At 42.5% G+C, this 22,116-nt stretch carries 23 protein-coding genes; 10 read left to right on the top strand and 13 right to left on the bottom strand.

Annotation, left to right across the window (positions count from 1 at the left end; all coding sequences use genetic code 11):
- Window positions 1-35: 35 nt before the first annotated feature.
- The 3 genes from ICL16_RS07375 to ICL16_RS07365 all read right to left on the bottom strand — a co-directional run bounded on the left by ICL16_RS07375 (window position 36) and on the right by ICL16_RS07365 (window position 5,199).
- Window positions 36-2,642 (bottom strand): two-partner secretion domain-containing protein, encoded by a 2,607-nt coding sequence (locus ICL16_RS07375; protein WP_190826205.1) that lies wholly within the window; start codon window positions 2,640-2,642, stop codon window positions 36-38.
- Between the two features lie 230 nt (window positions 2,643-2,872).
- Window positions 2,873-4,225 carry a calcium-binding protein gene (locus tag ICL16_RS07370; protein WP_190826204.1) on the bottom strand — a complete coding sequence of 451 codons (1,353 nt, stop codon included), beginning with the start codon at window positions 4,223-4,225 and terminating at the stop codon, window positions 2,873-2,875.
- Between the two features lie 413 nt (window positions 4,226-4,638).
- Window positions 4,639-5,199 carry a carboxymuconolactone decarboxylase family protein gene (locus tag ICL16_RS07365; protein WP_190826203.1) on the bottom strand — a complete coding sequence of 187 codons (561 nt, stop codon included), beginning with the start codon at window positions 5,197-5,199 and terminating at the stop codon, window positions 4,639-4,641.
- Between the two features lie 96 nt (window positions 5,200-5,295).
- On the opposite strand from ICL16_RS07365, the gene ICL16_RS07360 reads away from it, so the two are divergent.
- The 3 genes from ICL16_RS07360 to ICL16_RS07350 all read left to right on the top strand — a co-directional run bounded on the left by ICL16_RS07360 (window position 5,296) and on the right by ICL16_RS07350 (window position 6,679).
- A complete protein-coding gene (locus tag ICL16_RS07360; RefSeq protein ID WP_190826240.1) occupies window positions 5,296-5,880 on the top strand; it encodes a TetR/AcrR family transcriptional regulator in 585 nt (194 codons plus the stop codon).
- A 71-nt stretch (window positions 5,881-5,951) separates the two neighbouring features.
- Complete coding sequence (locus ICL16_RS07355) at window positions 5,952-6,227, top strand: hypothetical protein (RefSeq protein ID WP_190826202.1); 276 nt, start codon at window positions 5,952-5,954, stop codon at window positions 6,225-6,227.
- Window positions 6,224-6,679, top strand: a complete 456-nt coding sequence (locus tag ICL16_RS07350) for a type II toxin-antitoxin system VapC family toxin (protein WP_190826201.1) — start codon at window positions 6,224-6,226, stop codon at window positions 6,677-6,679. Before ICL16_RS07355 ends, ICL16_RS07350 begins: the two co-directional genes overlap by 4 nt.
- Before the next feature lie 26 nt (window positions 6,680-6,705).
- Here ICL16_RS07350 and ICL16_RS07345 read toward each other — a convergent pair whose 3' ends face one another.
- The 7 genes from ICL16_RS07345 to ICL16_RS07315 form a co-directional block, all read right to left on the bottom strand.
- On the bottom strand, window positions 6,706-6,885 hold the full coding sequence (locus ICL16_RS07345) for a hypothetical protein (protein WP_190826200.1): 180 nt from the start codon (window positions 6,883-6,885) through the stop codon (window positions 6,706-6,708).
- Between the two features lie 77 nt (window positions 6,886-6,962).
- Window positions 6,963-7,685 carry an ABC transporter ATP-binding protein gene (locus tag ICL16_RS07340; protein ID WP_190826199.1) on the bottom strand — a complete coding sequence of 241 codons (723 nt, stop codon included), beginning with the start codon at window positions 7,683-7,685 and terminating at the stop codon, window positions 6,963-6,965.
- Window positions 7,686-7,710: 25 nt separating this feature from the next.
- A complete protein-coding gene (locus ICL16_RS07335) occupies window positions 7,711-8,490 on the bottom strand; it encodes an ABC transporter ATP-binding protein (protein WP_190826198.1) in 780 nt (259 codons plus the stop codon).
- Between the two features lie 87 nt (window positions 8,491-8,577).
- The gene (locus tag ICL16_RS07330) at window positions 8,578-9,513 is read right to left on the bottom strand and encodes a branched-chain amino acid ABC transporter permease (protein ID WP_190826197.1); all 936 of its coding nucleotides are present in this window, start codon (window positions 9,511-9,513) and stop codon (window positions 8,578-8,580) included.
- A gap of 1 nt (window position 9,514) precedes the next feature.
- Window positions 9,515-10,465: a branched-chain amino acid ABC transporter permease gene (locus ICL16_RS07325; protein ID WP_190826196.1), complete on the bottom strand. Its 951-nt coding sequence runs from the start codon at window positions 10,463-10,465 to the stop codon at window positions 9,515-9,517.
- 7 nt (window positions 10,466-10,472) lie between these two features.
- Window positions 10,473-11,711 carry an ABC transporter substrate-binding protein gene (locus ICL16_RS07320; protein WP_190826195.1) on the bottom strand — a complete coding sequence of 413 codons (1,239 nt, stop codon included), beginning with the start codon at window positions 11,709-11,711 and terminating at the stop codon, window positions 10,473-10,475.
- Between the two features lie 174 nt (window positions 11,712-11,885).
- Window positions 11,886-13,028, bottom strand: a complete 1,143-nt coding sequence (locus ICL16_RS07315; protein WP_190826194.1) for an FAD-dependent oxidoreductase — start codon at window positions 13,026-13,028, stop codon at window positions 11,886-11,888.
- A gap of 230 nt (window positions 13,029-13,258) precedes the next feature.
- Between ICL16_RS07315 and ICL16_RS07310 the strand changes: the two genes are divergently transcribed.
- Window positions 13,259-14,710: a pentapeptide repeat-containing protein gene (locus tag ICL16_RS07310; RefSeq protein WP_190826239.1), complete on the top strand. Its 1,452-nt coding sequence runs from the start codon at window positions 13,259-13,261 to the stop codon at window positions 14,708-14,710.
- 26 nt (window positions 14,711-14,736) lie between these two features.
- Here the strand turns inward: ICL16_RS07310 and ICL16_RS07305 are convergent, their stop codons facing one another.
- Window positions 14,737-15,183 (bottom strand): DoxX family protein, encoded by a 447-nt coding sequence (locus ICL16_RS07305; protein WP_190826193.1) that lies wholly within the window; start codon window positions 15,181-15,183, stop codon window positions 14,737-14,739.
- 79 nt (window positions 15,184-15,262) lie between these two features.
- Here ICL16_RS07305 and ICL16_RS07300 point away from each other — a divergent pair, with 79 nt between their 5' ends.
- The 6 genes from ICL16_RS07300 (at window position 15,263) to ICL16_RS46665 (ending at window position 20,793) form a co-directional block, all read left to right on the top strand.
- Window positions 15,263-16,303: a BMP family protein gene (locus ICL16_RS07300; protein ID WP_190826192.1), complete on the top strand. Its 1,041-nt coding sequence runs from the start codon at window positions 15,263-15,265 to the stop codon at window positions 16,301-16,303.
- Window positions 16,304-16,354: 51 nt separating this feature from the next.
- Entirely contained in the window at window positions 16,355-17,896 is a 1,542-nt protein-coding gene (locus ICL16_RS07295) for an ABC transporter ATP-binding protein (RefSeq protein WP_190826191.1), read from the top strand.
- Complete coding sequence (locus tag ICL16_RS07290; RefSeq protein ID WP_190826190.1) at window positions 17,896-18,990, top strand: ABC transporter permease; 1,095 nt, start codon at window positions 17,896-17,898, stop codon at window positions 18,988-18,990. The genes ICL16_RS07295 and ICL16_RS07290 overlap by 1 nt, the downstream gene beginning before the upstream one ends.
- 20 nt (window positions 18,991-19,010) lie before the next feature.
- Window positions 19,011-19,931, top strand: coding sequence for an ABC transporter permease (locus tag ICL16_RS07285; RefSeq protein ID WP_190826189.1), 921 nt, complete (start codon window positions 19,011-19,013; stop codon window positions 19,929-19,931).
- Window positions 19,932-19,988: 57 nt separating this feature from the next.
- Window positions 19,989-20,603 carry a Uma2 family endonuclease gene (locus tag ICL16_RS07280; RefSeq protein WP_190826188.1) on the top strand — a complete coding sequence of 205 codons (615 nt, stop codon included), beginning with the start codon at window positions 19,989-19,991 and terminating at the stop codon, window positions 20,601-20,603.
- 67 nt (window positions 20,604-20,670) lie between these two features.
- Window positions 20,671-20,793 carry a hypothetical protein gene (locus tag ICL16_RS46665; RefSeq protein ID WP_273038467.1) on the top strand — a complete coding sequence of 41 codons (123 nt, stop codon included), beginning with the start codon at window positions 20,671-20,673 and terminating at the stop codon, window positions 20,791-20,793.
- 240 nt (window positions 20,794-21,033) lie between these two features.
- Here ICL16_RS46665 and ICL16_RS07275 read toward each other — a convergent pair whose 3' ends face one another.
- Complete coding sequence (locus ICL16_RS07275) at window positions 21,034-21,282, bottom strand: hypothetical protein (protein WP_190826187.1); 249 nt, start codon at window positions 21,280-21,282, stop codon at window positions 21,034-21,036.
- Window positions 21,283-21,458: 176 nt separating this feature from the next.
- Window positions 21,459-22,091 carry a uracil phosphoribosyltransferase gene (upp, locus tag ICL16_RS07270; protein ID WP_190826186.1) on the bottom strand — a complete coding sequence of 211 codons (633 nt, stop codon included), beginning with the start codon at window positions 22,089-22,091 and terminating at the stop codon, window positions 21,459-21,461.
- Window positions 22,092-22,116: the final 25 nt, after the last annotated feature.

Below are 22,116 nucleotides of genomic sequence, written 5' to 3'. Positions count from 1 at the left end.
TGCCCCCCTTGGTAAGTGGGGTTGGGGGGATCTGCTCACTTATGCTGAACAGAGCAATAAGCAAGGGTTTGCCAAGGACTGCGAGGCGTAGCGGTGGGAGAATCGGCTGTGAGAATTACTTCGCCTTTTTCGTTTACTACCCACCCAGTAGCTTCGACAATTCGTTTTGGTGTGGTGGTTGTGCTGGTAACAGTTCGATTAAAGCTATTTTCCCTACTAGGTTTGAGCGATACCCAATCAACTTGTACGGCATCAGGAGTTAGAATGTCTCGGGGATCAGTAGGTAAGCCACCGCGCCCAGTGATGACGAAACTACTTTGAGCATAATTGGGACTGTCGCAACCTTGGGCAATCTCCGTGTCAATTGGTATTGTTGGCAAGTTAACTAAGCCACTACTGGGGTCGATTTCGAGTGTGTTGAGTTCCACAGTACCGTCCACGCCAAACGTTGAACTAGCAGTGATGTCACTTAGGGAAGTTGTATTTGGGCGAGGTAGAATACCAAAGATACCAGCAGCTTCTATATCCACACTCCCGCCTTTACCTGTGTAAGCATTAGCAGTGATGTCGCTATCTTCACTAGGGACAGCAACAATAAAACCATTAGGAGCGTTAATTTTGATGTTGCCGCCGTCTCCTGGCTGCTGTGCTGTACCTGCGGTGGAGGATATTTGGCTACCATCACGCATTAGTAAGAGGTCTTTTAATGATATAGTAATGTCTCCCCCATTACCCGATGTAGTTTGCGAAGTAATACTTCCCCGGTCAAGACTGAGAGAATTTGCTTGTACTTGAGTATCACCTGCCCTTCCCAGTTCAGTGCTGCTACTAGTTATTTGTGCGCCATCTTTGATAGTCAACTGCTCAGTGTCAATCATCAAATTCCCGGCATCTCCCACGCCTGTGGTTTCTGTTGTCAAAAGGCTGGGCTGACCATTAGCGGAGATACTAATAACCTCTACAGAGTCAGAGGCTCTCACCATTACGCTTCCTCCTCGTCCCTCGCGTTCAGTACGGGCAGACACAATTGCTCCATCTGAGACTTGCAATTTCCCAGTGTTAATTGTTAATTCTCCTGCAGATCCGATACCTGTAGTTCCAACAAGCAAGCCGCTTCTGACCTGACTATTTGCCGATGTTCCAATCAGTTGCACCGACTCGGAAGCATTCACACTCAACGTCCCTCCCGACTGAGCCGAGCCTACATTGGAAGTTGAAGCTCTTGCCCCATCCCGGACAATTAACTGCCTCGTTGCGATCGTCAAGTCTCCAGGTTTGCCGGAACCTCGAGCCAAAGCAAACAGACCACTAGGAATCGGATCATCTACTGATGTTGATGTTCCAATCAGTTGCACGAAATCAGAGGCAGTTACAACCAACGTACCCCCTTGCCCCGAACCTGCGGTAGAAGTTGAGACTACTGCCCCATCCTGAACAATCAATCGCCCAGTTTCAATCCTTACCGAACCGGCATTTCCGGAACCATCACTCTGAGTTGATATGCCACTAGGCTTACCATCTACTGAAGTTCCACTTAGTTCTACTGAGTCAGAAGCTCTTACAGTCACATTCCTCCCAAGTCCCTCAAAAGTACCAGCTGCTAAAAGCGCCCCATCTCGGATCATCAACTTCCCAGTGTCAATCGTCAAATCTCCACCAGTCCCAACACCATCATTCTCAGCTGACAAGCTGCTTCCTCCAGTTACTTCCACTAACTCGGAGGCAGACACGGTTAAAGTTCCTCCCGGTTGCGATCCTAAATTATCAGCTACAATCTTTGAACCATCAGCAAGTGTGATACGCCTACCTAGTACTTGGATATCGCCGCTGCCTCGATCAAAACTGACATCAACTGTAGCACCATTTGTCAAGGATACATCTGCTCTTTGCACAGTCTGGGGAAAATTGAGCCGCAGGTTGTTGCCATCCACATTTAGCCCTACCGTTCCTGCTCCTGCCAATCCTCCCAACTCTACTCGACCACCTTGAGTCCGCAATAAACCCCCGGACAAGTTCACATTACCACCCACCAACAACAAACTTTGATTAGCAGGAAGTCGCAAACCTGCTGTAGATTGATTGGTAATCGGCTTGGCAATTTGATTGAATAGCAAAGCTGAAGGATTGACCGTCAGGAGTGGGGGAAAATCAGGAACCGATGTACTGAAGAAGCCTCGGTCGCCAAACCCGATGGCATTAGCTGTTGTCGCTACAAAAGAACCTCTTATATTGAGGAGGGCATTCGGACCAAAGATAATCCCATTGGAATTAATCAGAAACAGGTTAGCAGAACCCAAGACACCGAGCGTGCCGAGAATTTCGGAGCGGCTACCCCCCGTCACCCGACTAATAATATTCTTAATACCAGGAGGATTCGTAAAAAAGGCTTGTCGTCCGGCATTAACGTTGAACTGCTCAAAACTGTGGAATAGATTGTCACCCCGAATTGCTCCACCATCTATCCGGTCAATAGGCGAGTTAGGAGCAAAAGGTCTGACGACAGAACTTTCCTGACCCAAGCTGTTATCATGTACTATCTGGGCTTTGGCAGATTCGTTGGCTCCTGTAATCGCCCCAACTAAAGCCAATAAACTTGCTAGCCCCAACTGCCACCACTGATGAAATAAGCTTTGAGAGAACACAGCAAAAGTCTCCTGCTCGGCAAGTTTGTAAAGTTCTTATAAAGTTATTTTAATACCAAGATGAAACCCAGGAAATTTACAACGCTGAAGAAGAATAGTAGCCACATCCAATTAACGTCCCCGCCTAGAAATTCTCTAGGTGGGGTTATTGTTTTTGGAGCGGCAGTTGCTTCAACTTTGGTCACAGGTGCAACGCACTGCCACGCCTTTGCGCTTCTATTTTCATGCTGTCAATTAGCAACGCCAATAAACGTTCCTGGTTGAGAAGAGGTTACACCCGAAGAAGAGACAAGCTCAATATCAACACTGGGTACAAAACTAGGCTTGTTCTCAAGAGTGGCGAAATGAGTTCCTTGGAAGGACAAGGCACCAGTGTTATTGTTATAACTGAACTGATTAGTGGAAGTAGCGCCAAACCCAGTTTTGGAAATCTGAATTTTGTCGCTCTCCACAGAGCTAAAGTCTTTAATGATGTCAATGCCTTGAGACGTGGAGTTAAAGACAAACTTATCAACACCCGCACCGCCTGTAAGCGTGTCGCTACCAACACCCCCATTCAGGCGATCGTTACCAGTACCGCCTATAAGCGTGTCATTACCGGCACCCCCATCCAGCAAGTCGTCGCCAGCACCGCCTTCAAGGGTATCGTTGCCTGCTTCACCAACTAGAATGTCGTCGCCCCCATAGCCGAGCAAGTAGTCATTGCCGTCGCCGCCCGCCAAAAAGTTCTGACCAGCATTACCCTCAATTCGATTGTCCAAGGCGTTGCCTAAGCCATTGATATCTTCACTGCCTGTGAGAACCAAGTTCTCTAGGTTGTCACCCAGTTTATGGCTAATGGGAGATTTAACCGTATCCGTTCCTTCGTTCAATTTTTCTGTAATCTGATCGCCCAAATTATATTCCTTAATTATTACGAGATTGCCCACAATATAGGTGTCGTTGCCAGTTCCACCAATTAGGATGTCTGGATACGACCCACTACCATCGAGGATGTCATCGCCCGCATCTCCATACAGCTCGTTGTTAGCGTCTCCTCCGCCACTCAGATAATCGTTGCCCGGTCCTCCGTACAATACGTTAGAGCCTGCACCACCGTAAAGTCTGTCATCGCCCGCATCTCCATACAGAACGTCGTTACCAGCGTTGCCGTACAGTAGATCATTGCCGGACAAACCATATATAGTTTCGTGTGCCGAAGTTCCATTTATTGTGTCAGAATATATGGTGCCGAAGATAGATTCAGTTTCATTCCTCATTTTTAGATTAGGTGAACTCACATCATATGGCATATCTACATGCTTACGCGAGTGAGTCTTAGGGTCAATACTAATAATACTATCCTTACCTATACTAAAGTTTTTAATGATGTCAAGACCATCATTACTGTAAACATGCACGTCTTGGGTATCATCCGGTTTAGCAATAGGGAAATAGAGGGTACCAAATACATCGTTGAAGACAAACGTATCACCACCACCACGACCATCAAGAATATCATCACCCAAATCACCGAAAAAGCTATCACTTCCTAGAGTCCCAACCAGATTATCATTACCAGAAGTACCGTTGAAAGATGCCACGTCTATTAGTCCTTGTGAAACTATAGTTCAGTGCAGAATTAAGTTAATCGAGAGCAACTGCGACTAAACCCGAAATCAAAGCGATTCCAGGAGTGGCAGTAGATGCACGCTTAAGTTGAACAAAAGGCAAGAGCCTCTACTTAATTCTCAGTCTCAACAGCGAGTTTTACGCAAAACTCTCTGCATCTTCACAAAAGTTCATAACTATATGACTCTGGATGTGGGGAGGCAGACAGCGATCGCGCCCTGATCAACTAGAGGAAAATGTAAGTATCTAACAGAATTCTCATTTCCCTCCAGCAGCGCTGCTCTCCACTCCAGAAGAATGACAGCAAATATCTATGTGAAATTATAGGATTTTCAGCAGATCATAGGAGATCAAGCCATTGATAACTCTCCAGTTAGGTCAAATACTACGTGATGTCTGCAGGTTTTGACCATGTGTATGACTGAAATGGTTTCTCAAGGGGCGTTTTAGCGATGTGATTTGTATAGTTGTGTATCACTTTAATTGCAATGCCAAGAATGACTTCCAGCACTTGGCGTTGACTGTAACCAACTGCTAGAAATTCCTCAATTTCACGATCTTCAACCCAACCCCGCGCTTGAATCATTCTTTGTGTAAAATGGCGCAAAGCTTGCAATTGTGGATCTTTCAATGGCGTGCGATCGCGTAGCGCTTGAATATCTTCACTGTTCATGCCAATCATCTTTGCCAAGCCAGAATGGGCTGCCATGCAATAGTGACACTCGTGTTCGTAATTTATCGTCAAATAAATCACTTGCTGTTCAATTGGGCTGAAACTTGTCGTAGCAAATAAATCCCATAGTGCCATCGAACCTTTAAGCAATGCTGGTGCTTCCGCGATAATACCTTCTAGATTGGGAATAAACCCAAACGTTTGTTGCGCGTGAATTAAAGCCGCCTTGGAATCAACAGGGGCGCTATCAATCGTGTGAATGGTAAAGTCCATCGGTTGTTGCCTCGAATGGGTGAAGGAGACAAACTTGTCTACCAAAGTTAGTGCTATTGTATTTCAAAGGAGACAAACTTGTCTACTAATCAAACCATGACGATTGAATCAAGTCACGCTCGGCAACAAATCCTCAAAACGGCTTCTGAACTCTTCTATCAGAAGGGCATTCAGCACGTCGGCATTAATGAAGTCATTGCAGCGTCAGGCGTTGCTAAACGGACGCTTTACCGCTGGTTTCCGTCTAAAGACTTGTTAATTGAAGAAGTGATGAAATATCGCGCCAAAGAGTGGTTGTGCTGGTTCGAGGATGCGGTTGTAGAGCGAGGAAATACGCCCAAAGAACGCTTATTAGCAACTTTTGATGTGTTGCGTGAGTGGTACTCAAGTCCCTACTTTCGGGGTTGTCCGTTTATTAATGCGGTTTTGGAAATTGCCGATACGTCTCACAAGGCACATCAAGTTTCAGTGGATCTGCGAGAGTCGATTCGACAAATTATTATGCGTTTAGCAAAAGAGGCTGGTGTCAAAAATCCGGATTTCTTTTCGCAGCAGTATCTTCTCCTAATTGGCGGAGCTAGCTTAATGGCAACAATCGAACAGTCACCCAATGGAGCAACGTTTGCTCAAAGTGCGCTCTCGGTTCTAATTGATGCGAATGTAGAAAACAGCAATTTGTAAAGTATCGCTTAAGTTAGATGATATTGTTTTATACTGGATACAACCTGAATAGCTTAATTGAGAACTGTTATATGACAATTACCCTTAAACTAAAACCAGAAGTCGAGGCGCGTTTAGTTACTCATGCTGCGGCACAGGGGATGTCAGTTGAAACTTATCTTGAATCTTTAGTGGAAAACAGTTTAGCTAAAGAAGAAGCCTCTATTGATGCAACAACACCTCAGGAGAAATGGAAAGCTGCTATGACCATGCTAGGTCAAAGTCCCTCCCTTGCTCAAGCACCGCCACTCTCAGATCAAGCACTCAGCCGCGAAAGTATCTACACCAGAGAAGATCAAATGTTATGAGCTATTTGGTAGATACCAATGTTTTAGTACGTTTGGTTCATCGAGTTGATCCAATGCATCCTCATGTCCAAAGTGCGTATACTGTTCTCCAAACACAGGGAGAGATTCTTTACATTATTCCGCAAAACCTAATTGAGTTTTGGGTAGTTGCTACCCGACCAACTAGTACAAATGGTTTAGGTCTTACTTTAACAGAAGCATCTCAGGAATTATCAATTCTGAAAGATCTTTTTCAATTAAAGCCAGATATTTCCACTATCTTTGTTGGGTGGGAACAGCTTGTTGCAAAACATCAAGTCATGGGCAAACCAGCACACGATACGCGATTAGTTGCTGCTATGATTGCTCATAAACTCAGTCATCTACTGACATTCAACACCAACGACTTCAAGCGATTTTCTGAAATTACCGTCGTCGATCCACGTAGTATTTCATCCCTAAATCATTCGTAAGCAAATTTAATACCATGTTAGTAATTTTACTTTACTCCGTCTTGTTTCAGTAAACCACGCAAGCCTGTTAAAGTTCCTTTTGCCACTGGTGTACTAGGTTCGAGTTCATCCATAAGTGACTGGATGACAGCATCTACTAAAGCTAATCTGTCGTTTACAGATAAATTATACGCTTCTTTACGTAATTCTTGCCAAGACATAGACATAATTTTACTCCTTACTCGGAATCAAGCGGAAATTAATTGCATCATCTTAATTCTATTGTGTCTCTTCAGCAGATTTGTTATCCTAAATAAGCCTTCTTGACGCGCTCATCACTGATTAACTCTGATGCTGCGCCACCTAAAGTAATGCAACCAGCTTCTAAAACGTATCCCCGATCAGCAATTTGTAGAGCTAGGTTGGCGTTTTGTTCAACTAGCAAAATAGTAACGCCTGTAGCACGCAAATTCTCAATAATAGTAAAGATTTCCCTGACTATTGCTGGTGCTAAACCCAAACTAGGTTCATCTAAAAGCAAAAGTTGGGGTTTACTCATTACAGCACGAGCGATCGCCAACATTTGTTGTTCCCCACCGCTAAGAGTTCCCGCCAATTGATCGCGCCTTTGTGCTAAACGTGGAAACAACTCAAATTGATGCTTAATATCAGCCTTCACCTCTACTTGATTCGAGCGAATATAAGCACCCAAAAGCAGATTATCAAAAACAGTTTGCCGCGCTAAAACTCTACGTCCTTCTGGACAATGAGCGATCCCCAGTTTAACAACTTCATGCGATGGACGACGATTAATGCTACGCCCATTATAAATAATCTCACCACTTTTAGGACTAATCATTTTAGAAATAGCGCGGAGAGTAGTACTTTTTCCAGCACCATTAGCACCAATTAAAGTCACTACCTCACCTTTATTAACCGTTAAACTAATATTTTTTAAAGCTTGAATTCCACCATAGTTAACACAAAGGTCTTTAATTTCTAAAATATTATAATTATCTGTGTTCATCTGTGTGTATCTGTAGTTATAATTATCATCCATTTCCTAAATAAGCATCAATGACAGCCTGGTTATTTCTCACTACAGTTGGTTCACCCAAAGCAATCAATTGACCAAAATCTAAAACAGCAATGCGATCGCACAAACCCATCACCAAAGGCACGTGATGCTCAATCAGAATTATCGTCAAATTAAAGCTAGAACGGAGATTGCGGATAAACTCACTTAGCTGCTGTTTTTCATTAGGATTCATCCCCGCTGCTGGTTCGTCGAGGAGTAATATTTGGGGTTCTAAGGCAAGAGCGCGGGCAATTTCCAGACGCCGTTGGTCACCATAGGAAAAGTTTCTGGCTTTTTCTTCAGCACGTTTGCTTAAGCCAACGAGTTCTAATAATTCTAAGGCTTTGTGCTTGTTTTTTTGTTCTTCTTGGGGAGCGGGTGGTATTCCTAATACTCCTGTGATTATACCACTTTTTGTGTGTAAATGTCGTGCTATGATGACGTTTTCTTCTGCTGAAAGTTCTCCGAATAAGCGAATGTTTTGAAATGTTCGGGCGATTCCTAATCTGGCGATTTGATGGGGACGTAGTTGAGAGATTTCTTGGTTTTGGTAAAGTAATTGTCCGCTTGACGGGGGGATTATGCCTGTGATTAAGTTGAATAGGGTTGTTTTTCCGGCTCCGTTGGGACCGATGAGTCCGAAGATTTCGTGTTGGTTGACTGTGAAGGATACGTTGTTTACTGCTACTAATCCGCCGAAGCGGCGTGTGAGGGCTTTGGCTTCTAGTATTTTGTTGGTGTTTTGGTGTGTCATAATGAACCGCGAAGACGCGAAGAACGCGAAGAAGAGGGGGAGAGTGTGTTGATTATTTAGTTGGGTTCTGAATGCAGCCACGCGGATTTATTTCCTTGTGTCTCCTGTCTTGTGTCTCCTGCCTTTAAGTAGTTCTGGGGTTATTAGTCCTTGGGGGAAGAAGATTGTGCCGATGACGATGAGTAGTCCAAAGATGATTAGTCTTCCATCTCGGAGAAATTGTGCTAGTGGGGTGGGTAAGCCGGTTGTGTCTGCTAGGTTGCGTAGGATTTCTGGTAGGGCTGTGAATACTATTCCTCCTACTACTGAACCGATAAATGTTCTGGAACCACCGATGAGGACGAAGGTTAGGTAGATTATACTGGCGTCAAATGTTCCTTGGCGTGCGTTCCAGGTGTTGAGGAAGTGGGCGCTGATTGCACCTACTACTCCGGCTAGGATTGATCCTAGTGTGAAGGCTAGGACTTTGTAGTATGTGGGGTTGATTCCCATTGCTCCTGCTGCTAGTTCGTCTTCGCGGATGGCTGTGAATGCTCTGCCGATGCGGATGCGTTCTAATCGGTAAAGTAGTATCATACTGATTATTAGTAATGGCAGTGCAATCCACAAGTATTCTATTGGTGTTTGGAATGGTTGGGGAATGGCAAATATACCTACTGCACCGCCTGTGATGTCTAGGTTTAGGGATACTACTCGCAAGACTTCTACGAAGGCGATGGTGGCGATCGCTAGATATATTCCACGTAGTCGTAATGTGGGTATTCCTATGACTAATCCTAGTAAGCCAGATGCTACACCTGCTATGAACATTTCTAGTAGTAGTAGATGTATTGGGAATGGATTACTGGTGGTAAATACTTTTGTTGATAGTATTGCTGCTATGTATCCTCCTAATGCATAAAATCCTGGGCTGGCTACTGATAGTTGTCCTGTCATTAGGGGTAAGTACAGCGATAATCCTAGTAGCGCCCCCAGTACCATTGAGACGATGAGCGATCCGTAAGTAGAAAGAAATTCAGCCATATTACACTTTTTGAATAAATCGACGCCCAAGTAAACCCTGGGGTCTGACTATGAGCATAATAAATAAGATGCCGAAGGCTACAGCGTCTTTGTAACCGGAGTATTCTGATGGCACAAATGCTTCGATTAGTCCAATTAGTAAGCCGCCTAATACTGCTCCTGGGATGCTGCCTAAACCACCTAAGACTATTACTGCTAATCCTCTTAAGCCAAAGGCAATACCAAAGTATGGTCCTGCTATGCTAACACTGGAGGCGACTAAGGTTCCTGCTACTCCTGCTAAGAAACTGCTGATGAAAAATGTCAGCACTATGTAGCGGTCGGTGTTGATTCCTAATAAACTGGCAGTGGTGGGATCTTCTGCGATCGCTTGCATTGCTTTGCCATATTTTGTATTATTAATTAAATAGGTGAGAATTGCTACAATTATCATTGAAACTGTAAAAATTATGATCTGAACAGTGCGAATGGGTATGGGGTTTTCTGCACTACCGAAGTTGATGGCAGGTGGTAAATTTCCGTAAGTGTTCGCGGGAAATGTGTAACTTTCTGCCCCTACTAAATATTGAATTAGGTTCACAATTACCACTCCTACACCTAAGCTGGAAACAACTGTGAATAAAGAGTCAGAACTCCTTCGGCGCAAAGGTTGAAAGGCAAGTCTTTCTACCGCTACTCCAACTATTCCGGCAAGTATACTGCCAAAAATTAAGGCGATCGCAAATGGTAATTGTACAGGTAGTGTAGTATTGGCTAGCAATCCATTAAATCCAAAAGTACCTCCCATCAGTGCATAGGTAAAATATGCACCCAAGGTAAAAACTGCGCCGTGTGCTAAATTGATGATGCCTAATATAGAGTAAACAAGGGTATATCCTAAGGCAAAAATGGCATAAACACTGCCGATGGATAACCCATTCAAAAATTGTTGCAAAAATAATGTTATGTTCATGTCGGAACTATTTTAAAAATACAAATTTACCACTAGTTCCACTTGCATCCATTTTAATTTGGGAAACGTAAAATTCTTTTTGCACTATTTCACCTGTTGGGGTAAAAGAAATTTCCCCTAAAGGAGTGTTGTACTTTCCAGCAAGTAACTGTTTGTTTAATTCTGTCCGTAGTTTATCAAGGGACATTGTGCTAATTTTAGTCTTTTTATCTAACGCTTTCAAAGCTTCTACATATACTTGTACCGCCGTAAAAGATTGAGCGCTAAATTGAGCAGGTTCTTTCTTATATTGCTCAACATAAGTTTTGCGAAATGTTTTGTTTATCTCTCCTGGATGCTCTGGGCTGTAAGCTTGAGCAACCAACACACCATCGCAAGATGCTTTACATACTGAGAATATATTTGGTGTATTTAGACCATTACCACCAATAATTATCCCTTTATAACCTAATTCCCGCAATTGTCTCACTAAATTACCACTATCCGCAGCCAACCCGGATATAATTACTAAATCTGGTTTTAAGTTCAGAGCATTGGTGGCTTGAGATTGAAAGTCGGTGTCAGAGGTTTGGAACTTTTGCACTGTTACTAATTCCAACCCCTGCTCCTTAACTGTTTGCTGAAAAATCTCCGTCTCTGATCTGTTAAATGCATCATTTTGCGCGTAAAAAACTGCTACTTTTTTAATATTGGGGTTCTGCTTGAGTGCAGCTTTGACTGAGTTAGGCGCTACAATAGAAACAGGTGCAGATACACGCGCAACGTAATCACCAATTTCGGGAATCCCTTTTGCTGTATTCGATGGACCGATAACTGGAACTTTAGCACGATCTGCGATCGGGCTAGCACTAAAAGCTTGCTGTGATAAAGTAGGACCAACAATACCCACAACTTTATCTTTGTTAATTAAAGTTTGAAAAGCGTTAATCGCTCCAGCTTCATCGCCACCAGTATCTTGGTTGACTAATCTAATTGGCGTACCGTTGATGCCACCTTGAGCGTTAAAATACTTCTCTGCCATTTTAGAGCCAACAAATCCTTCTTGCCCAAGTAATGCTACATTACTGGTTTGCGCTAAAGCAATACCGATGGGAATAGCACCAGATGTAGTAGTTGTTGTGGTTGAGGCGTTAGTAGCAGTAGTTGTGCCGTTAGTAGCAGTGTTAGTGTTAGTGCCGCCGCAGGCTGATAGGAGCATAGCACAAGTGGCGAGTAATGCGGTTGTGAAAATAGCGGGTTTTTTCATAGATGAACAATATCGTGTTTTTTGAATCATAATTATTTGACCATGCAACCGCAAAGATTCCAAGTATTTTTTCACACGGTTAAATAATCTTGGCAATGAGGAGCATCTCAGTACGATTATCGCCTCTTAATCTACAATTAGGTGTGACTTGATTGAGCTAATGCAGTCTAACCTTTAAGGTAAATTACTAAAGCGTTCCATGAAGCGGCGATCTATCCAATCTTTCCAGTGCCATAATAGTTTGTGAGGTGGTAAAGTGAATGAGCCGCGTGTAGCGATCGCTTTTCCGTCCCCAGTACCAATTAAACTTAAATATTGTTGCTGTGGTTGATAAGGTTTGAGCGGCTTTGCTAAGAAAGTGCGCTGCAAGTTCTCAAATAAAGGTTTCCCTTGCCGCACAGCAAAAACTCCCGCTTTTGGACGGGGATGATTTATCATTGTCGCAATATCACCTGCGGCAAATACCTGTGGATGGGATAGGGATTGCAATGTATCCTGGACTAGAATAAAACCAAGATCGTCTGTAGCTAATCCAGCTTGCTTCAACCACTGGGGTGCAGATGCTTGTGTTACCCAAAAAATGCGATCGCATTCCACTGTCAAACCAGATTCACATCTCACCTGATGCGGTTCAACTTGACAAACTTTTTCTCCCAAATGTAATTGTATACCACGTTGTTGCAGAATTTGCTTGACTTGACGCCTTGCCGACGGGTGATAATGTGGCATTAGTTCAGCATCTTTTTGGAATAAATGAACTTCTACCACCCTCTCGTCTCCTAAGTTGCGATGTAAATTAGCTTGCATCGACAGTGCTAACTCCACACCGCCTGCACCTCCACCCACAATGCCAATTGTAGAGACGCGAAATTTCGCGTCTCTACATATTTGATCCCAATGTTCTAATAATTTCCCCACTGGTTTGGCTGGAATTGCGTATTCTGTTGCACCGGATACAGATATTGTGGCTGGAGTGCTGCCAATATCAACAGACAATAAATCAAAACTTACTGCTGGAAGGTGAGCACAGAGAACTTTGTTTTGCTCCAAATCAAGACCAATCACTTTGTCTAGATATAATTGTGCTTGAGCAAAGTTAGCTAAACGACGCAAATCGATATGGCACTCATCGTGAGTATAAAATCCAGCAATATGTCCTGGTAACATCCCAGAGTATTGTGTATTATAATTTTCGGTAATTAACGTCAAACGTACGGACGGTAGCGGATTCATGCCAAACATTAATAATACTATGGCATGGCTATGTCCTCCACCAATCAGCACTAAGTCCTTAACTATCGGTTGTGATTGCTGCATCTTATTCTACTATTGGTGATAAATTCATCAGAAAAAGATGTATTATTGATGGTCTAGGGCGCATCGCTGAATGTAGAGCTTTAATTTACTTGCATGATTGTGTTGCTTGAGTAGACGAGCAATATTTTTGGTTGAGATTGTGGTCCGATCTTGATTGTTTGTGATAAATTTTATACGCTTTTTGCCCAAAAAACCCGTGCAAACAATGAAATATGAAGAATAAAACGAATCTGTCTGTTAACACGACAGACGTAATAAAACATTGGTTGATAGCCATAACAGTCGTATTTACCTTATCACCAACTTTAATTTTCTTCGCATTTACTAGCAATGAAAAATTATCAACGAGACAAAAAATAGAAAGTAGAAATCAAGCCTTAACAACTAGTGCAATTATGTTTTTGGGCTGGGCAGTATTGATTAATGGTTATTATGCAGGCAAACGTACGGAGGAAATGCAAAAAAGAGCGATCGCTGCTGAGAAAAACCTGGAATTTGGGTTCAAAAACACACAGATAGCTCAAGAACATTTAATTACAGAACGGTTGATGACGGCAATTACACAGCTTGGGCATGAGAGTGTTGCCACAAGGACAGGAGCTATTTATGCTTTAGAAAGAGTTGCCCAAGATTCCGCTCAAGAATACTGGACAATCATGGAAATTTTGACTGCTTTTATTAGAGACAATACTAGCACTCAAGTAGAACAACAGTCAAATTTGGAAAATATTTCTACTTTTAGTCCAAGGGAGGAGATTGGTAAACTGCAATTACAAAGACAACCACAAATAGAAGTAATTCCTACAGATATCCAAGCTGCTCTCACAGTCATTGGTAGACGTAATGCAGCAAAAGATCCTGAAAATCAAAAACTAAATTTACGAAATGCGGATATAAAAGGAGCAGACTTACAAGGAGCGAACTTGGAAAGAGCAGATTTGAGAGGAGCTAATTTGTGTGGAGCAAACCTCCGCTCAGCTAACCTCTTTGAAGCCGAGCTTGATGGTGCTAACCTTTCCGAGTCAATTCTCTATGAAGCTAATTTGCAATTGTGCAATTTACAAGGAGCTAACCTCTATGCTGCTAACCTCAATCGCTGTGTAGTGATTGGAGCCAACTTACGTGCTGCTAATTTATCAGGAGCCAGTCTTCGTGCTGCTAACCTTTCTCGAACAAACCTTTATAAAGCTAATTTACAACGAGCAAACTTAAAGAGTGCTAACCTCTGTGAAGCAAAGTTGTTTCTTGCCAACTTACAAGGAGCAAAGCTGAGCAAAGCTAATTTACAAGGAGCCGGTTTGATTGGAGCCAACCTGCAACAAGCAAACCTCAATGCCGCCAATCTGCAACAAGCAAACCTCAATGCCGCCAATCTGCAACAAGCAGAAATCTTTTTTGCTAATTTCTCGGCAGCTAGTTTAAGAGAAGCTGATTTCAGTAGCGCAAATTTGATGGGAGCAAACTTACAACAGGCAATTTTGCATGAAGCTAAACTCTGTGGCGCAAATCTTGTGGCAGTTAACTTGAGTGAAGCAAATTTATGTGATGTCAAACTAGAAGGAGCAATCCTCACTGGGGCGAAAAATTTGGAACCTCAGCAGATTATGAACGCATTAGGCGACGGCACTACCCAATTGCCAGAAAATTTCCAACCACCAACACATTGGCGTCAATCTGGATAACTGAGTGATAGTTTGAACTAGGGTGACTACCGCTTTGATGCATCTTCAAGTTCTTTAGGGATGAGAGACTTAGGAATGATAGAAGCTTGTATTGCTAAATCTGAAGGTTTTGTGTACCACCAAGCCCAAGCAATGAAAACTGCTTGAAAGGGAAGTCTAATAGCTTGTAATAAGTTTGAATCTGGGATATGGTCAATCTTAATGTGATTAACCGCCATATTAATATTAGATGGGTAAACTGCGATAAATAACGCAATTAGTCCCCAAGCTGCTGCTTGACTAACAGGTGGCACTAACAAACCAATTCCACCCAAAATCTCATAAAAACCACTAAGATAAACTAATCCCAAAGGGTTGGGAAGTTGTGGTGGCACGATTTTAACATATTGATCGGCAACGGTAAAGTGAGTTATGCCCACTATAATAATTGCCACCGCCAGAATGACACGAAAGAGTTCTCTAAAATTTTTCATCGGTTTCACTGATTAGATCATTACCTTACAACTCTGAAATTAATCGATAATTGAGAATTATTGATCGTCAGGTTAATTTATGACAACACTTTGGGGTAGGCGTAAATTTCTTCTATACGGTTCAGGAGTACTTAGTGCTAGTATACTGTTAAAAGCTTGTAGTAGCCCGAATACATCCTCAACAACTAATAGTGGTGGATTTAAGGTAGCGATCGCTCTTCCTGGAATCATCACCGATCAAACTTGGAATCAATCTGGTTATGAAGGTGTACAACTAGCCAAACAAAAGCTGGGTGCAGAAGTTGCCTATGTAGAAAAAGTAGCACAAGCGGAGCAAACAGAAGTCCTTTCCGACTTTGCGCGTCGGGGTTACAACCTAGTATTTGCCCACGGAGGACAATTTGATGCGGCAATCCAACAAGTTGCACCCCAATTTCCCAAAACCTTCTTTGTCGGTGTCAATGGTGCTGTTAGTGCTGCCAACATAGGAGCCTTGCGCCTAGATCACCTCCAAACAAGCTATTTATGTGGTATCATTGCCGCATCCATGACAAAATCCAATCAACTAGCATACATCTCCGGACAAGCATTTGAAGCTACGCAACAAGAATTACGCGGCTTTGAATTAGGAGCAAAATCCGTTAAACCAGAGATCAAAGTTACTTCCACATTCACAGGTGACTGGAATGATGCTGCCAAAGCCAAAGAAGCAACAATTGCCCTAATTTCTGCTGGTGCTGATATCATATATCAGTGGTTAGACAACGCCTCACCAGCTGTAATACAAACAGCAAGTGAAAAAGGAGTGTACGCCTTTGGTAACACAAAAGATCAATTGGAAATAGCTCCCAAAGCAGTTTTGACAAGTGCAGTAAAACGCCTTGATCTTGCGATCGCCTACATAGCTGAACTTGCCAAACAAAATCAACTCCAAGGACAAATATACAGCATTGGATTAGAAAAACCAGATATATTATCATTAGGAAAATTCAACCCAATAGTGCCTCAATCAATTCAAAAAAAGGTATTAAATACAAAAGAAGAAATTATTTCTAAAAAAATCACCTTTGCCAACTGTAAAGAAGCTGGTAAAGATACACGCTGTGTTAAAAAAACTTAATCCCTAGACTCATTCTTCTCTGCGTCCTCTGCGCCTGGTGCGGTTCATTAAATGCCATATCTACGCCTAGAACAAATCACCAAACACTTTGGCTCATTCATTGCCAACGACAACATAAACCTCAGCATAGAACCAGGAACAATACATGCTATCTTAGGAGAAAATGGCGCAGGAAAGACCACTTTAATGAACATAATTAGTGGTCTTTACCAACCAGACACAGGTCAAATTTACCTGCAAGAAAAACCAGTAAAAATCACTTCGCAAAGTGAGGCAATAAAACTTGGTATTGGCATGATTCATCAACACTTCATGCTCATACCACAATTAACAGTAACAGAAAACATCATACTAGGCACATCCAACCAGTGGCAATTAAACCTAAATCATAAACATCAAGAAATAGCTACTTTATCCCAAACATATGGATTAGAAGTTGAACCCACAGCTAAAGTTGGAAATTTACCCCTAGTAATGCAACAACGGGTAGAAATTCTCAAAGTACTCTACCGCAAAGCAAAGCTATTAATTTTTGACGAACCAACTACAGTACTAACACCAAATGAAGTAGAAATATTATTTCGGATTCTCCGCCAATTAGCAGCAGATGAACACACGATTATTTTCATTAGTCATAAATTAGATGAGGTAATGAATTTATGTGACACGGTAACTGTGTTGCGACGGGGAAAAGTCATAGCAAATACGGCTACCACATCAACAACACAAAGGCAGTTAGCTGAATTGATGGTGGGGCGAGAAGTTGCTTTAACGTTGAATAAATCTCCAGCAACTCTTGGTTCGTTGGTATTGTCGGTGCAGAATTTGCAAGTTGCCGATGACAGGGGTGTTACTGTAGTCAGTAATGTATCATTTGAACTAAGGGCAGGGGAAATTTTGGGGATCGCTGGTGTAGATGGTAATGGGCAAAGAGAATTAGCAGATGCAATTGCCAATTTACGCCCGATTAAACAAGGAAAAATTGCTCCTCCCTTGGCAAGGGGGGATGGGCTGCCTCAAACGGAGGTTAGTATGCCCACCCCCCCTTATGAAGGGGGGGCAAGGGGGGGTGGGGTTGGGGGGATAGGTTACATCCCAGAAGATAGGCAGACAATGGGGTTGGTATTGCAGTTTAACATCGCACAAAACTTGATTTTGAAAGCTTTCCAGAAATTTCCCTTTTGTCGTCGCTTTTTGTTACAAGGTGAAGTAATTAGGAGTAATGCTAAGTCTGCAATGCAACTATTTGATATCCGGGCGACAAGTGAAGATGTTCAAGTAAGTCAGTTGTCGGGGGGAAATCAACAAAAGGTAGTGCTGGCAAGGGAATTGGCGGGGGAACCTGCATTAATTATAGCTATGCAACCTACGCGGGGGCTGGATGTGGGGGCGATAGAAGCGGTACATTCTCGGTTGTTGGCTCAACGCGATCGCGGTGCAGCGATATTGTATATTTCTACTGAGTTGGAATTCGTGATGGCGATGAGCGATCGCATTGCGGTAATTTACAAGGGTGAGTTTGTAGGTGTTTTGGATGCGGCAACGGCGACGGTTGAGGAAGTTGGGTTTTTGATGGGAGGTGGAAGGAAGTAATGAACCGCACAGACACAGAGAGCACAGAGGAAGTGGTAAGGGAGAGGGTATCGGTTTTGCCAATCTTATCACCGCTGGTGGCGATCGCATCTGCTTTAATTGTTGGTGCTCTTTTAATTATGTTAGCTGGGGCAAATCCCGTCGTCGCCTACACTGCTTTGTTTCAAGAATCTCTTTTTACTTACTTTGGGTTTGGTAACACGCTCACTAGGATGACACCTCTATTGTTAACTAGTTTAGGGGTATTGGTTGCTTTGCGTGCTGGTCAATTTAATATTGGTGGAGAAGGACAAATTTATCTGGGTGCTTTGGGAAGTGCAATGGTTGGGTTGTATGTTCATGTACCTGCTGTAATTCATCTACCTTTGGCACTTTTTGCTGGGTTTGTCTTTGGTGCGCTTTGGGGTTTGATTCCTGGGTATCTTAAGGCAGTGCGGGGAGTGAATGAGGTAATTACTACTTTGCTGCTGAATTACATCGCCGTGAATTTAGTTAGTTATCTAGTTCAGAATCCTTTGCAGGAACCAGGTGCCCCTAGTCCTTATTCTCCACTTATTGCTCAGTCAGCCCGGTTACCAACAATTCCAGGGAGTATTGTTCATGGGGGAATTTTGTTGGGGTTAATTGTGGCGGCTATTTTATGGGTTTTGCTTGTGCTGACGCCTGTGGGATATCAAATTGCTGCTGTCGGATTTAACCCGATTGCTTCTCGTTACGGTGGGATTTCTGTGGAACGCACTATTGTGTTGGTAATGGGGTTAGCTGGTGGTTTAGCTGGGTTGGCGGGGGCAACTGAGGTGATGGGGCTGAAATATCGTTTGTTTGAGTCGGTTTCACCTGGTTATGGGTTTGATGCGATCGCGATCGCATTTCTTAGTCGTGGTAGTGTTTTAGGTGTGTTCTTAAATTCTTTATTTTTTGCCGCTTTGCGGAGTGGCGCGAATATCATGCAGCGTAGTGCAGGAGTACCAATAACTGTGATTTATGCAATTCAAGGTTTGACTGTGCTGTTTATTGCTATTAGTCTTGCAGTTGAATCTCGGTTAGTAGCTTCACGCAAAGGCGCATTCGCCAAAGGCGTTCCTGAAGGGTAGGCGCAAAGCATAATCAATTAATGACTAACTTTTTTTCTGATTACCTTGTTTCTAGTCTGCATCTGGCGATACCTTTGGCTTTTGCCGCCTTGGGGGGACTTTACTCGGAACGCTCAGGGGTGTTGAATATTGGTTTGGAAGGCATGTTGTTAACTGGTGCTTTTGTCGGTGCTGCTGTTACTTATTATACTAATAGTCCCTGGATTGGTGTTCTTGCCGCTGTGATTGGTGGGGGGCTGGTGGGGTTACTCCATGCTTTTTTGTCAGTTACTTTGCTGGTTAATCAGTTAGTGTCTGGGTTGGCGATTAATCTTGTTACTTCTGGGTTAACTTCTTTTTTCTCAAGGTTAGTTTTTACTGATGGTACGCAGCGTCTTGTTGGAATTGAGCCAATTATTATTCCTGGTTTAGCGAATATTCCCCTGATTGGACCTTTGTTGTTTCAGCAGGATATCCTAGTATATTTACTATTATTTATAGTTTGTTTAAGTACATATTTTTTGTATTATACTAGCCCTGGTTTGACCTTACGCGCTGTAGGAGAGTATCCCCTAGCTGCTGAAACGGCTGGAGTGTCAGTGCAACGGGTACGTTACCTTGCGGTGGTAATTGGTGGAAGTTTGGCTGGGTTGGGTGGTGCTTATTTAAGCTTGGTTCAGGTAAAATATTTTGCGGAAGGAATGAGTGCAGGGAAAGGTTTTATTGCCATTGCCGCATTGATTTTTGGTAAATGGCATCCTGTGGGTAGTGTTTTGTCATGCTTATTGTTTGGCAGCACAGAAGCTTTGCAGTTGCGCATTCAAGCTAGTGGTGCAAATATACCCTATCAATTTTTGATTATGCTACCGTATGCGATCGCTATCTTCGCTATGATTGGTTTAGCAGGGTTATCAACTCCTCCGGCGGCGTTGGGTATTCCCTACTGGAAGAGAAATCGCTAAATTTTGTTTTCATGTTAAAGTCATCAAAAATAGAGTAAAGTAGGAAATGCGATCTCTATGACACAAGTTACTCCGATTCTGGCATTCGATGATTTTATTGCTCGCTATGGAGATAACGAGCGTTACGAATTGATTGACGGGGAACTTATTGACATGGAACCAACTGGACCGCACGAAGAGGTAGCCGCTTTTATCCTGCGAAAAGTTAATATTGAGATAGATCGGCTAGGCGTGCGTTGGTTTACACCTACTCGTTGTTTAATTAAACCACTGGGAACTAAAACAGCTTTCCGTCCTGATGTAGTAGTGTTAGATAAAGTAGCGATCGCTAGTGAACCTCTGTGGCAGGATGAGCCTGTAATCACTTTAGGAACTTCCGTCAAAGTTGTCGTGGAAGTAGTCAGCACTAATTGGCAAAATGACTACGCACGAAAAGTAGAAGACTACAGCACAATAGGCATCCCAGAGTATTGGATTGTGGATTACTTGGGCTTAGGGGGTCGGGATTATATTGGTAATCCAAAACAACCAACAATATCAGTTTACCTGTTAGCAGCTAGTGGAAATCAATACCAAAAGCCTACTCAATTTCGGGGCAGTGAACGTATTATCTCCCCTACATTCGACTCATTACAGCTAACAGCGGAACAAATATTTGCTACTGTTAATTGATTGTCAATTATAAAAAACCAACATTATACAGATTGGTTCTAAACCTCTTGCTCGTTGCCCAATCAGCGTGAAGGTTGCTGTTAAACTTGAGCAAGCAATTCACTCTCTCCCAAATCCAACTGCTTGGCTTAGACGCATAATTGAATCTGCTGCATGGGCAGAAGGTATTTATCAAGGTGAGGAGTGTTAACTTAACTACGACTGAAGTAAAATGAAGCAGGGAAAGACTGTTGCTTACTCAGATCTTGCACCATAATTTTCGTCAACCAAGAAATAAATTTCTTGGCTAAAAGCTTAAGTCAGAAGACAGCTAACTGGGTAACTCTTTCAGTCCGTTTTAACGGACTTGAGCTTTTAGCCTTGAACTTCAGTTCAAGGCGTATTCAGGTGGAGGTGCAAGATCTAAGCTTAGCAGTCTTTTCTGCATTATTCATTGTGACTTTAACTTAATCTCTGAGAGCACAGAGCTAGCCGGATACTTTTCTTGAAATGATTCTGCCAATTTAGCATTTATTTTCATGAAAATTTTTCTAAACTTTTCCACTTCTTGATATGTTAAATTGAACTCTGCTAAATCAACTATTGCCTCTCCTTGAATTATCACAATATCATTATCAGAAATTTGCACAGCGATTAGGAGTTCTTCAACAGCAACTAAATTTTCTGAAAAGTTCTCCATGTTTATTTTTATTGAGTTTTATTAACTAATCGCCTTTCATTATGTGTAGATAAATACGATTTACCATCCGACTTAAGATATAGTCGCTCTATTTCTTTTGATTAAATGATATTAATTTTAAAGTGAACAGTGAGTAACAAAGATTACTTTTAATATAGCTAATTTTACTACTAATTTTATTTAGTACCAAATAATCTATCTCCCACATCTCCTAAGCCGGGGATGATATAACCGTTTTCATCTAAATAACTATCAATAGCAGTAGTATAAATAGGTACATCAGGATGTACGTCAGTAAAATGTTTAATTCCTTCTGGTGCAGCAAGTAAGCAGACAAACTTAATTGAGAGTGGATTAGTAGACTTTAGTCGTTCAACCGCTGCAACTGCTGAATTACCAGTCGCTAACATTGGATCAACAACTAACACATTTCGCTTGTCCACATCGTGAGGAACCTTAAAATAATACTCAACGGGAATCAGAGTTTTTGGGTCGCGGTATAATCCAATATGCCCTACTCGTGCTAATGGCATTAGTTCTAGCATCCCATCCAAGATTCCTTGTCCTGCACGTTGAATAGAGACGATAACTAACTTTTTGTCAAGAGCGAGTATAGGAGCATCCATTGAGGCTAGTGGTGTTTCAATCGGTTCATATTTTAGAGGTAAGTCCCGCGTCACTTCATAAGCTAACAACCAACTAATTTCTTTAAGGAGGAGGCGAAAATTGGCTGTGCAGGTTTCAGACTTCCTCATCAGCGTTAGTTTGTGTTGAATTAAAGGATGCTCAATTACTATTACTTGTTGCATATATTTTAAAAATTTTAATAAATAA

Origin of the sequence: Iningainema tapete BLCC-T55 (assembly GCF_014698965.1) — a bacterium.
Lineage (GTDB): Bacteria > Cyanobacteriota > Cyanobacteriia > Cyanobacteriales > Nostocaceae > Iningainema > Iningainema tapete.
This window is presented reverse-complemented; position numbering and strand designations above follow the sequence as displayed.